This is a genomic window from Stenotrophomonas sp. GD03819, from assembly GCF_029841665.1.
GTDB lineage: Bacteria > Pseudomonadota > Gammaproteobacteria > Xanthomonadales > Xanthomonadaceae > Stenotrophomonas > Stenotrophomonas geniculata.
The window spans coordinates 24,172-36,544 of record NZ_JAOCEW010000026.1; the positions used below are offsets into that span (position 1 = coordinate 24,172).

General features: G+C 63.9%; 10 protein-coding genes and 4 tRNA genes. All 14 read right to left on the bottom strand.

Annotation, left to right across the window (positions count from 1 at the left end):
• Positions 1-71: 71 nt before the first annotated feature.
• Positions 72-4,226, bottom strand: coding sequence for a DNA-directed RNA polymerase subunit beta (gene rpoB / locus N5D45_RS15775; RefSeq protein WP_279939260.1), 4,155 nt, complete (start codon positions 4,224-4,226; stop codon positions 72-74).
• A 326-nt stretch (positions 4,227-4,552) separates the two neighbouring features.
• Positions 4,553-4,921 carry a 50S ribosomal protein L7/L12 gene (rplL, locus tag N5D45_RS15780; RefSeq protein WP_010480374.1) on the bottom strand — a complete coding sequence of 123 codons (369 nt, stop codon included), beginning with the start codon at positions 4,919-4,921 and terminating at the stop codon, positions 4,553-4,555.
• A gap of 63 nt (positions 4,922-4,984) precedes the next feature.
• Positions 4,985-5,521, bottom strand: coding sequence for a 50S ribosomal protein L10 (gene rplJ / locus N5D45_RS15785; RefSeq protein ID WP_010480377.1), 537 nt, complete (start codon positions 5,519-5,521; stop codon positions 4,985-4,987).
• A gap of 386 nt (positions 5,522-5,907) precedes the next feature.
• A complete protein-coding gene (rplA, locus tag N5D45_RS15790) occupies positions 5,908-6,606 on the bottom strand; it encodes a 50S ribosomal protein L1 (protein WP_004154350.1) in 699 nt (232 codons plus the stop codon).
• Positions 6,607-6,610: 4 nt separating this feature from the next.
• Entirely contained in the window at positions 6,611-7,039 is a 429-nt protein-coding gene (gene rplK / locus N5D45_RS15795; protein WP_004145248.1) for a 50S ribosomal protein L11, read from the bottom strand.
• Between the two features lie 257 nt (positions 7,040-7,296).
• Complete coding sequence (nusG, locus tag N5D45_RS15800; protein WP_004154362.1) at positions 7,297-7,857, bottom strand: transcription termination/antitermination protein NusG; 561 nt, start codon at positions 7,855-7,857, stop codon at positions 7,297-7,299.
• A 10-nt stretch (positions 7,858-7,867) separates the two neighbouring features.
• Positions 7,868-8,281 carry a preprotein translocase subunit SecE gene (secE, locus tag N5D45_RS15805; protein WP_010480389.1) on the bottom strand — a complete coding sequence of 138 codons (414 nt, stop codon included), beginning with the start codon at positions 8,279-8,281 and terminating at the stop codon, positions 7,868-7,870.
• 49 nt (positions 8,282-8,330) lie between these two features.
• A tRNA-Trp gene (locus N5D45_RS15810) sits at positions 8,331-8,406 on the bottom strand.
• Positions 8,407-8,509: 103 nt separating this feature from the next.
• The gene (tuf, locus tag N5D45_RS15815) at positions 8,510-9,700 is read right to left on the bottom strand and encodes an elongation factor Tu (protein ID WP_014036096.1); all 1,191 of its coding nucleotides are present in this window, start codon (positions 9,698-9,700) and stop codon (positions 8,510-8,512) included.
• Positions 9,701-9,741: 41 nt separating this feature from the next.
• Positions 9,742-9,817: transfer RNA gene (locus N5D45_RS15820), tRNA-Thr, on the bottom strand.
• 49 nt (positions 9,818-9,866) lie between these two features.
• A tRNA-Gly gene (locus N5D45_RS15825) sits at positions 9,867-9,940 on the bottom strand.
• Between the two features lie 24 nt (positions 9,941-9,964).
• Positions 9,965-10,050: transfer RNA gene (locus tag N5D45_RS15830), tRNA-Tyr, on the bottom strand.
• 137 nt (positions 10,051-10,187) lie between these two features.
• Positions 10,188-11,204 (bottom strand): isoaspartyl peptidase/L-asparaginase, encoded by a 1,017-nt coding sequence (locus N5D45_RS15835; RefSeq protein ID WP_279939262.1) that lies wholly within the window; start codon positions 11,202-11,204, stop codon positions 10,188-10,190.
• Between the two features lie 138 nt (positions 11,205-11,342).
• Positions 11,343-12,362 carry a cyanophycinase gene (locus N5D45_RS15840; protein WP_100448534.1) on the bottom strand — a complete coding sequence of 340 codons (1,020 nt, stop codon included), beginning with the start codon at positions 12,360-12,362 and terminating at the stop codon, positions 11,343-11,345.
• Between the last annotated feature and the right edge of the window lie 11 nt (positions 12,363-12,373).

Sequence of the window (12,373 nt, forward strand, 5' to 3'; positions counted from 1 at the left end):
AGGAATGCTGTGTCGATGGGCTTTCAGTTCACTGCCAGCGGCGCGGCGGCGGACCGCCGCGCCGGCATGGATCAGTTGTCTTCCAGTTCCATGTTGATGGCCAGCGAGCGGATTTCCTTCACGAGCACGTTGAAGGATTCCGGCATGCCCGCGACCATCTCGTGCTCACCGTCGACGATGTTCTTGTACATCTGGTTGCGGCCCTGCACGTCATCGGACTTCACCGTCAGCATTTCCTGCAGGGTGTAGGCCGCGCCGTAGGCTTCCAGCGCCCAGACTTCCATTTCACCGAAGCGCTGGCCGCCGAACTGCGCCTTGCCGCCCAGCGGCTGCTGGGTGACGAGCGAGTACGGACCGGTCGAACGGGCGTGCATCTTGTCGTCGACCAGGTGGTTCAGCTTCAGGTAGTGCATGTAACCCACGGTGGTGTGGCGATCGAACGCTTCACCGGTGCGGCCGTCGTACAGCTGGGTCTGGCCACTGCTCGGCAGGTCGGCCAGTTCCAGCATGCGCTTGATTTCCGCTTCGGTGGCGCCGTCGAACACCGGAGTGGCCATCGGCACGCCGTCGGTCAGGTTGCGGGCCAGACGCAGCAGTTCCTCGTCGCTGAACTGCGACAGGTCGACACGGTTGGCCACGTTGGTGTCGTCGTGGTTGTAGATGTCGTCCAGGAACTTGCGCAGGTCGGCAACGGCGGCCTGGGCCTCCATCATCGCCTGGATCTTGCGGCCCAGCCCCTTGGCGGCCCAGCCCAGGTGCACTTCCAGGATCTGGCCGATGTTCATACGCGACGGCACGCCCAGCGGGTTCAGCACGATGTCCACGGTTTCGCCCGAGGCCATGTACGGCATGTCCTCGACCGGCACCACGTTGGAGACCACACCCTTGTTGCCGTGGCGGCCTGCCATCTTGTCACCCGGCTGGATGCGGCGCTTCACGGCCAGGAATACCTTGACCATCTTCAGCACGCCCGGGGCGAGGTCGTCACCGGCGGTGATCTTGCCGCGCTTGTCGGCGAAGCGACGCTCGAACTCCCTCTCGTGCGCCTGGATCTGCTTCTGCGCGCGCTCGATGGCTTCCGAAGCGTCCTCGTCCTTCATGCGCAGGGCGAACCAGTCAGCCTTCTTCAGGCCGTCCAGGAAGGCGTCGCTGATCACGTCCCCCTTCTTCAGGCCAGCGCCACCGTTGACCACCTTGCCCACGATCTGCGAACGCAGACGCATGTAGATGGCGGCTTCCAGAATGCGGAACTGGTCGTCGAAGTCCTTCTTGACGCGCTTGATTTCAGACTCTTCGATCTGGCGGGCGCGCTTGTCCTTCTCGATGCCGTCGCGGGTGAAGACCTGCACGTCGATGACGGTGCCGTCCATGCCCGGCGGAACGCGCAGCGAGCTGTCCTTAACGTCCGAAGCCTTCTCGCCGAAGATCGCGCGCAGCAGCTTCTCTTCCGGGGTCAGCTGGCTTTCGCCCTTCGGGGTGACCTTGCCGACCATGATGTCGCCGGCGCGGACTTCGGCACCGATGTACACCACGCCGCTCTCGTCCAGGCGGTTCAGCGCCTGCTCGGAGACGTTCGGGATGTCGGCGGAGATTTCCTCCGGCCCCAGCTTGGTGTCACGCGCAACGCAGGTCAGCTCTTCGATGTGGATCGTGGTGTAACGATCCTCTTCCACCACGCGCTCGGAGAGCAGGATGGAGTCTTCGAAGTTGTAGCCGTTCCACGGCATGAACGCGATCAGCATGTTCTGGCCCAGGGCCAGTTCGCCGATGTCGGTGGACGGACCGTCGGCCAGCACGTCGCCGCGGGCGATGACGTCACCCACCTGGACCAGCGGACGCTGATTGATGCAGGTGTTCTGGTTCGAACGGGTGTACTTGACCAGGTTGTAGATGTCCACGCCTGCGTCGGTGGCGCCAACGATCTCTTCCTCGTTGACCTTGACCACGATGCGGGCGGCGTCGATCTGCACGATCTCGCCACCACGACGAGCGTTCACGGTCACACCGGAGTCACGGGCCACGGCGCGCTCGATGCCGGTACCGACCAGCGGCTTCTGCGCACGCAGGGTCGGCACGGCCTGACGCTGCATGTTGGCGCCCATCAGTGCGCGGTTCGCGTCATCGTGCTCCAGGAACGGAACCAGCGCGGCCGCGATCGACACGGTCTGCATCGGCGAGACGTCCATGAAGTGGACTTCCGCCGGCGGCTTCAGCAGCGATTCGCCCTGGAAGCGGCACGGAACGAACTGCTCGGTCAGCATGCTGTCGGCATTGGTCAGGGCGTTGGCCTGCGCAATGACGTACTCGTTTTCTTCGATCGCCGACAGGAACTCGACTTCGTCATAGACCTTGCCGTCCACGACCTTGCGGTACGGGGTCTCAAGGAAACCGTACTGGTTGGTGCGGGCGTACACGGCCAGCGAGTTGATCAGGCCGATGTTCGGGCCTTCCGGGGTTTCGATGGTGCAGACGCGGCCGTAATGGGTCGGGTGCACGTCGCGCACTTCGAAGCCGGCGCGCTCACGGGTCAGGCCGCCCGGGCCCAGGGCCGAGACGCGACGCTTGTGGGTCACTTCCGACAGCGGGTTGTTCTGGTCCATGAACTGCGACAGCTGCGAGGAGCCGAAGAACTCCTTGATGGCAGCGGCGACCGGCTTGGCGTTGATCAGCTCCTGCGGGGTCAGGCCTTCGGACTCGGCCATCGACAGGCGCTCCTTGACCGCGCGCTCGACGCGGACCAGGCCGACGCGGAACACGTTCTCGGCCATTTCGCCGACCGAACGCACGCGACGGTTGCCCAGGTGATCGATGTCGTCGACCACGCCGCGACCGTTGCGGATCTCGGTCAGGACCTTGATCACGTCCAGGATGTCGGAGCTGTCGCCATGGGCGGCAACCAGGCGCTTGGACTCTTCGTCGTTGCGCTCACCGAAGTACTTGCTGTCGTACAGCACGGCTTCGCCGGTGGTTTCCTTGCGGCCCACGCGACGGTTGAACTTCATGCGGCCGACCGCGGACAGGTCGTAGCGCTCGAAGGTGAAGAACAGGTTGTGGAACAGGTTCTGCGCGGCGTCCTTGGTCGGCGGCTCGCCCGGACGCATCATGCGGTAGATCTCGACCAGGGCTTCCAGCTGGGTCTTGGTCGGGTCGATGCGCAGGGTGTTGGACAGGTACGGGCCACGATCCAGATCGTTCACCCACAGGGTGCCCACGGCATCCACGCCAGCCTTGCGGAAGGCCTGCAGCTGCTCGTCGGTGATCTCGTCATTGGCCTGGGCCAGCAGTTCGCCGGTCGAGGCGTCGACCACGTCGTGCGACAGGATGCGGCCGACGATGTAGTCGTCCGGCACGGCCAGGGCGGCGATGCCCGAGGCTTCCAGCTGCTTGATGTGGCGCGCGGTGATGCGCTTGCCGGCTTCCACGATGACCTTGTCGCCGTCGGCGAGGTCAAAGCCCAGGGTTTCGCCACGCAGGCGTTCCGGCACCAGCTCCAGCTGGACGCCTTCATCCGGGTTGATGTGGAAGGTGTTGATCTCGAAGAACTCGGCCAGCATCTCTTCGTTGCTGTAGCCAAGCGCGCGCAGCAGGATCGACACCGGCAGCTTGCGGCGGCGGTCGATACGGGTGAACAGCGCGTCCTTCGGGTCGAACTCGAAGTCCAGCCAGGAACCGCGGTAAGGAATGATGCGGGCGCTGTACAGCAGCTTGCCCGAGCTGTGGGTCTTGCCACGGTCGTGGTCGAAGAACACACCCGGCGAGCGGTGCAGCTGCGAGACGATGACGCGCTCGGTGCCGTTGACGATGAAGGTGCCGTTCTCGGTCATCAGCGGGATTTCGCCCAGATAGACCTCCTGCTCCTTCACGTACTTGATGGCCTTGGTCGACGACTCACGGTCGTAGATCACCAGGCGCACGGTCACGCGCAGCGGGGCGCCGTAGCTCATGCCACGCTGGCGGCACTCACGCTCGTCGAAGACCGGTTCGCCCAGCTTGTAGCCGACGTATTCCAGGGCAGCATTGCCGCTGTAGCTGGCGATCGGGAAGACCGACTTCAGCGCAGCGTGCAGGCCGTGGTCCGTGCGCTTGGCCGGATCGACGTTTTCCTGCAGGAATTCACGATAGGAATCCACCTGGATGGCGAGCAGGAACGGCACTTCGAGAATCGAGCGCTGCTTGCCGAAATCCTTGCGGATACGCTTTTTTTCGGTGAACGAATAGGACGTCATGAGGTCTTCCACCTTGTTGTGCGGATCGTGCGCCCACGATCCGAAGGGAACTTGAAATTGTCAGTTGGAAGTCGCTGGTATTGCCGGCACCAGCACGCCTTCTCCCGCTACTTCCAACTGCCAACTCGTCTGCATCCACTCCCCCGCTGCCGCGCGCTGCGCTGGCCGGCCGGGGTCTGACCGCAGCCCGTGTTGGGCTTTTTGCCGCTCGTTACATCCACGCGTGGCGTGGATCTACAACACTGCAACAACGACCAAAGGCCGGGGGCTTACGCCCCCAGCCTTGGCTGCATCGCCGTGAATCGGTGACGATGCAAGGTAACTGCTTACTTGACTTCGACAGTCGCGCCAGCAGCTTCCAGGTCCTTCTTCATCTTCTCGGCGTCGTCCTTCGAAGCGCCTTCCTTCAGGACGCCACCGGCTTCGGCCAGGTCCTTCGCTTCCTTCAGGCCCAGGCCGGTGATGGCGCGGACGGCCTTGATGACTTCGACCTTCTTGTCGCCGGCCGACTTCAGGGTGACGGTGAACTCGGTCTGCTCTTCAACAGCAGCAGCCGGGCCAGCGGCAGCAGCCACGGCAACCGGAGCAGCGGCGGAGACGCCGAACTTCTCTTCGATGGCCTTGACCAGCTCCATCACTTCCATCAGGGACTTCTCGGCGATGGCGTCGACGATCTGTTCGTTGGTAAGGGACATGATTAATACCTTTGGATGATTTTCTGGGTTGAGGTTCCGTCAGGAACCACGGTAAGTCGAAACTCAGGCGGTCTCGGCGGCCGGCTCGGCAGCGTCGGCGGCGACGTCGCCACCACCCTGCTTCTCGCCAACGGCCTTGATGGCGCGGGCAAACATCGTGACCGGCTCGGTCAGGACGCGGGCCAGCATGGCCAGGGCCTGGTCGCGGGTCGGCAGCGAGGCCAGCACTTCGACGTGGCTTGCCGGGAACACTTCGCCACCGATGGCGACGACCTTAGCCTTCAGCTTGTCGTTGCCCTTGGCGGCTTCCTTGATCAGGCGACCGGCAGCGCCGGGCTCCTCGAGCGAGAACGCGTACAGCAGCGGACCAACCATCTGGTCCTGGGCGACTGCGAACTCGGTGCCTTCAACGGCGCGCGAAGCCAGGGTGTTCTTGACAACCTTCAAGAAAACACCGGTTTCACGAGCCTGCTTGCGCATCGCGGTCATCTGGGCGACCGTGGTGCCAGCGTATTCGGCTGCGATCAAGGAGTGGGCCTTGGCGGCGACGTCTGCCAGCTCGGCGACTACTTCTTGCTTCTGGGACAGATTGAGAGCCATTGCACTCCTCCTATTGAACTCCGCTTACGGCTCCTGCCGTGTGCGGTCCTGTGCGGCATCCGTCCTGGACGCCGGGAACATCGGGATGATGTTCCGGGGGGGGGCCGTTCTAGACCTGGAGTGGGCCAACCTGGGAAACCCAGACGTGCGTGAACCAGAAAAACTCCAGAAGGGCACCATCTACGCAGGGTGATTCCGGGGAATCGATTAAGCGCTCATGACTGCTCCGGCGGCGACTCCTTGCCAGATCGAGCTTCCGTGCCCGTCGCCGGTATTGCCACGACCGCGCCTGCGGTCTTTGACGGCTACCGCGGGCGATGCACTGCCAGCGATGCCTTCAAATGTCACGGTCACGGCACCGAAGGTACCGTGACCGCTTGAAACAATTACTTCAGGGTCAGCGACGACTGGTCGACGGTGACGCCCGGGCCCATCGTCGAGCTGACCGAAACCTTCTGCAGGTAGGTGCCCTTCGAGGTGGCCGGCTTGGCCTTGATCAGGTCCAGCAGCAGCGCGGTCAGGTTCGACTTCAGCGCGTCTTCGGCGAAGTCGGCCTTGCCGATGGTGCAGTGGATGATGCCGGCCTTGTCGGTGCGGTAACGGACCTGACCCGACTTGGCGTTCTTCACGGCTTCACCCGGGTTCGGGGAAACGGTGCCGACCTTCGGGTTCGGCATCAGGCCGCGCGGGCCCAGCACGGTGCCCAGCTTACCGACGACGCGCATGGCGTCCGGGGTCGCGATGACGACGTCGTAGTTCAGATCGCCGGCCTGCATCTTCTCGGCCAGGTCATCCATACCGACGGCTTCGGCGCCAGCGGCCAGGGCTTCGTCAGCCTTGGCACCGGCCGGAGCGAACACGGCGACGCGGACCGACTTGCCGGTACCGGCCGGCAGCACGGTGGAGCCACGGACCTGCTGGTCGGACTTCTTCGCATCGACGCCCAGGCGCACAGCGACGTCGATCGACTCGACGAACTTGGCCTTGGTGGCGCTCTTCAGGATGTTGATCGCGTCCTCGAAGGCGTATGCCTTACCCGGAACGACGGCGGCCTTGATGGCCTTCTCACGCTTGGTCTGTGCCATCTTATTAACCCTCCACCACGAGGCCCATGGAACGGGCAGAGCCAGCGATGGTACGCACGGCGGCGTCCAGATCGGCGGCAGTCAGATCCGGTTCCTTCGCCTTGGCGATCTCTTCCAGCTGCTTACGGGTGACCTTGCCGACCTTCTCGGTGTTCGGGCGCTTGGAGCCCGACGAGATGCCAGCGGCCTTCTTCAGCAGGGTGGTGGCCGGGGTGCTCTTGGTGATGAAGGTGAACGTACGGTCCGAGTAGGCCGTGATGATCACCGGAACCGGCAGGCCCGGCTCGAGCTTCTGCGTGGCAGCGTTGAACGCCTTGCAGAATTCCATGATGTTCAGACCGCGCTGACCCAGCGCAGGACCGACCGGCGGCGAGGGGTTGGCCTGACCGGCCTTCACCTGCAGCTTGATGTAACCGACAACTTTCTTTGCCATGTGAGTACTCTCCGGGTGCTAGCGCCTTTCGACAACAGGCTCCCCATCGGACCGGGAATCACGCGTCCCGGCATCGCGTTTTGAAATCATGCTGAAGGCCACCTTGCGGCGGCCTCGTCCTGCTGGCTTCCCAGCGGGGAGCCGCGCACTATATCAGGTTTTTTCTTCACATGCCTGAAGCGGCACGTAAACGAGAGAAACCGGGCCAAGCCCGGTTTCTTGTCCGGAGTCGAGCATGGCTCGACTCTACAACTGGATCAGACGGCCTTTTCGACCTGGCCGAACTCGAGTTCGACCGGAGTGGCACGGCCGAAGATCAGCACCGAGACGCGCAGACGGCTCTTCTCGTAGTTGACCTCTTCGACGACGCCATTGAAATCGTTGAACGGGCCGTCGGTGACGCGGACCATCTGGCCCGGCTCGAACAGCACCTTCGGACGCGGCTTCTCGACGCCTTCCTGAACGCGGTTCAGGATGGCTTCGGCCTCGGAATCGGCGATCGGCAGCGGACGGTCGGCCGTGCCGCCGATGAAGCCCATGACGCGCGGGGTTTCCTTGACCAGGTGCCAGCTTTCGTTGTCGATGCGCGGAATACCGGCTTCTTCGTGGGTCTCGATCTGGACCAGCACGTAACCCGGGAAGAACTTGCGCTCGGAGCGGCGCTTCTGGCCAGCGCGCATCTCCACCACTTCTTCGGTCGGGACCAGGACATCGCCGAAGCGCTCTTCCATGCCGTCACGGACGATGCGATCGCGCAGAGCCTGCGCCACCGACTTCTCGAAGCCCGAATAGGCGTGAACGACGTACCAACGCTTCATGCAATTCTCCTTAGCGGCTCAGGAACAGCTGAATCAGCCACTGAATGACGTAATCGAACCCACCCAGCAGCAGGCTGAGAATGGTTACCACCACCATCACGACCCAGGTCATGCGGATGGCTTCCTGGCGCGTCGGCCAGACCACCTTGCGCAGTTCGAAGCGCGACTCGGAGAGGAATTCGCGGGTGTCGCGCCCCTTGCCGGTCAGCATGAATACGCCGATACCGCCAACCAGACCGACTACAACCGCCAACGCACGCAGCTGACCCGCCCACGCACCCAGCTGGGTGGCGCGACCGGAGTCGGCGGAGAACCAGAACCAGACGAACAGACCAGCCAGCACCAGCAGCGATGCGGCGACGTACTTGACGATATCCCCGCCATTGGCGGAGTTGTCCTTGGAGTGTTCGATCTTGCTATTCATCCGGCTGTGTCTGCTTTAGCGGCCCAGGCCGCTGGATAAGGTGGGCAGATGGCACGCCAGGAGGGACTCGAACCCCCAACCTGCGGTTTTGGAGACCGCTGCTCTGCCAATTGAGCTACTGGCGTACGTATTGAAACTTGCCTTCCCTTAGACGGCGAAGGCGGACCGAGGTTCCCGGCCCGCCATTCGCGTAACCGGCGGCGCTATGCAACCACCGGTACTGCAGGCTTACTCGATGATCTTCGAGACCACGCCGGCGCCGACAGTACGGCCGCCTTCGCGGATGGCGAAGCGCAGGCCTTCGTCCATTGCCACCGGGTTGATCAGGGTGACGACCATCTTGACGTTGTCACCCGGCATCACCATTTCGACGCCTTCCGGCAGTGCAGCTGCGCCGGTGATGTCGGTGGTGCGGAAGTAGAACTGCGGACGGTAGCCGTTGAAGAACGGGGTGTGACGGCCACCTTCGTCCTTCGACAGGACGTAGACTTCGCCTTCGAACTTGGTGTGCGGCTTGATCGTGCCCGGCTTGGCCAGGACCTGGCCACGCTCGACGTCGTCACGCTTGGTGCCGCGCAGCAGCAGGCCAGCGTTGTCGCCTGCCTGACCCTGGTCCAGCAGCTTGCGGAACATTTCAACGCCGGTCACGGTGGTCTTCTGCACCGGACGGATGCCGACGATTTCGATTTCGTCGCCAACCTTGATCACGCCGCGCTCGATACGACCGGTCACCACGGTGCCGCGGCCCGAGATCGAGAACACGTCTTCCACCGGCATCAGGAACGGCTTGTCGATCGCGCGCTCCGGCTCCGGGATCCAGCTGTCCAGGGCGTCGACCAGCTTCAGGATGGCCGGCACGCCGATGTCGCTCTGGTCGCCTTCCAGCGCCAGGCGGGCCGAACCGGCGATGATCGGGGTGTCGTCGCCCGGGAACTCGTACTTGCTCAGCAGTTCACGCACTTCCATCTCGACCAGCTCGAGCAGCTCGGCGTCGTCAACCATGTCGGCCTTGTTCAGGAACACGACGATGTACGGCACGCCGACCTGACGCGACAGCAGGATGTGCTCGCGGGTCTGCGGCATCGGGCCGTCAGCGGCCGAGCACACCAGGATCGCGCCATCCATCTGGGCGGCACCGGTGATCATGTTCTTGACGTAGTCAGCGTGGCCCGGGCAGTCAACGTGGGCGTAGTGACGGATCGGGGATTCGTATTCGACGTGCGCGGTCGAGATCGTGATACCACGAGCCTTTTCTTCCGGCGCGGCGTCGATCGAGGAGTAGTCCTTGAACTCGCCACCGAAGCGCTCGGCACCGATCTTGGTCAGTGCAGCGGTCAGCGTGGTCTTGCCGTGGTCGACGTGACCGATGGTGCCGACATTGACGTGCGGCTTGGTGCGCTCGAACTTACCCTTGGCCATGGCTGCTTATCTCGAATTCGTCTGAGAGGTGATGCTTAAGATGGTGCTCACGAAAGGAATCGAACCTTCGACCTCTTCCTTACCAAGGAAGTGCTCTACCGACTGAGCTACGTGAGCCGAGTTTTGCATTATGACATGAACTCGATAATATTCAAAGTTCATTCAATGGAGCGGGAGACGGGAATCGAACCCGCACCATCAGCTTGGAAGGCTGAGGTTCTACCATTGAACTACTCCCGCGCCGGGAATGTCACAACGTGAAACTGGTGGAGGGAGGTGGATTCGAACCACCGAAGGCGTAAGCCAGCAGATTTACAGTCTGCCCCCGTTGGCCGCTTGGGTATCCCTCCTTACCACCCCATTCCGTTGCCGCCGAAGCGTTGCGGTGTGTGGTGGTGAGCCGCTTATTCTGCTGATGGGACGGGGGGCTGTCAACGCTTTTTTCCACTTTTTTCACACACTGTCGCAAACCCATTGATACGCAAGGTTATTGCCCGGGGACCGGCAGGGTCTCGCTGGCGAAAATTGCGACATGAGGGACACCGTCGCCGCCAATCCAGCCCCGATACATGCCCTGGGTGTTGAACGGCGTGGCCATTTTTCCATCTGCGCCGAGCACGATCGCACCGCCATCGCCGCCCATCTGCGGAATCGTCTCGTTGATCACGCCCTTGCCGGCCTGCTCCGGGCTCTGCCCCTGGTAACGCATGCGCGCGCAGATCTCGTGCGCGGCGGCAGTACGGATGTAGTACTCGCCCCAGCCGGTGCCAGACACCGCACATCGCGCGTCAGCCCAGGTACCGGCGCCGATGATCGGCGAATCACCCACGCGCCCATAGCGCTTGTTGGTCATGCCGCCAGTGGAAGTACCAGCGGCCAGGTGCCCCTGTGCATCCAATGCGACTGCACCGACGGTCCCGAAGTGCTTTGCGGTCTCCAGATCGGCATGCGCCTGGCCGTCGGCTTCTTCCTTCAGTGCACGCTGCAGCTGCTGCCAGCGCTTTTCCGTACGGAAGTAGGAGGGATCGACCAGAGAAATGCCCTGCTCGACCGCGAAGGCTTCGGCGCCCTGCCCGACCATCATCACATGCCTGGACTTCTGCATCACGGTCTGCGCCAGCAGGATCGGGTTGCGCACCCGCTGCACGCCCGCCACCGCGCCCGCCGCCTGGCTCGCGCCGTCCATGACGGCCGCATCCAGCTCGTTGTGGCCGTCGTGGGTGAACACCGCGCCCTTGCCGGCGTTGAAGGTGGGATCGTCCTCCAGCACGGTGATCGCGGCGGTGACAGCGGCCAGCGCGGGGCGACCCGCTGCCAGCTCCGCATGCCCCTTCAACAGGGCCGCCCGCAGCGCGTCACGTGCGGCCTTCTCCTCGGCCGGCGACAGGTCCTTGCGCTCGACGCCAGCGCCGCCGTGGATGACCAGCAGCGGCGAAGCCGCCGGTGCAGCCTGGACAAGCGTGGGCAGGGACAACAGTGCGGACAGCGCCAGGCGCAGTTTCATCGGGTACGTCTCCAGCAGGCGGGCAAGGGAGGCATCATCGTAGAGCCGAGCCCATGCTCGGCTGATGCCTCGGTTGAAAGGCAGCCGAGCGCGGGCTCGGCTCTACAGCATCCCATGCGTGGCCACAGGATCGCCGGGTCACTGGCGGATGACTTCGATCTCGCCGTCGCTGACGTCGGCCACGGCCTGGTAGTCGGCCTCGGCCTGGAAGTCATCCAGGCGCATGCGGCTGCCGCTGGCGACCACCGTTACCGGCACCGCGTGGAAGCGCAGCGGCTCGCCTTCGACCAGGCGGTCGGCATCGCGGCCGGGGCTGACCACCCAGACCTTGCCCTCGCCGTCAGCACTGTAGACCTGTGCCTGGCCATCGGGCTCCACGCACAGGGCAGTGTCTTCGTCGACGCCGATGCCGACGATGTCGGGGTTGCCACTGTCCTGGGCAGCGCGCGCCACGAACACGATCAGGCGGCCAAGCCGATCGCGCTTGTCGAAGTGGGTGTCGGTGACCACGCGCTGCAGGTAGGGCATCTGCAGGAAGCCACTGTCCATGGTCACCGCACTGCCCATCGGGTCGGCCAGCGCACCGGCGGAGGTGATGCTGCCGCCGTCCATCGCGCCGTAGGCATAGCCACCGAGGATGGCGAGCCCAGCGCTGGTACCGGCAATCGGCTTGCCGGCGCGCACATGGGCGTTGAGCGCGCGGTTGAGCGCGGTGCCCTTCCAGAAGCGGATGTAGCGGGACTGGTCGCCGCCGGCGATGAAGATGGCATCGGCTGCAGCCACCACGCGCAGCACCGCGGGATCATCGGCGCCACGGCGATTGTCGAACACCAGCGTCTGCACTGCGGTGGCCCCGCCGATCTCGCGATACAGGCGGTCCTGCAGTTCGTCACTGCCAGAAGCGCGCAGGATCAGCACGCGGCCATTGCCAGCCTGCTTCAGCCACCAATGGAAGGCTTCCGGCACCCATTCGCCACCGCCCATCAGCATCATGGCCGGCGCGCGCGGACCGGGCCGGGGTGCGTCGAGATCCCCGGCTTCGTAGTAGGCGAAACCCGGGCCCTGCAGGTCCTGCGCAAGGGCGGCCAACGGCACGGCCAACACCAGCAGCGCCAGCCAGGCGAAGGGGGCACGCAGGGTCCGATGGAGGCGTCGCATCTTGATCTCCC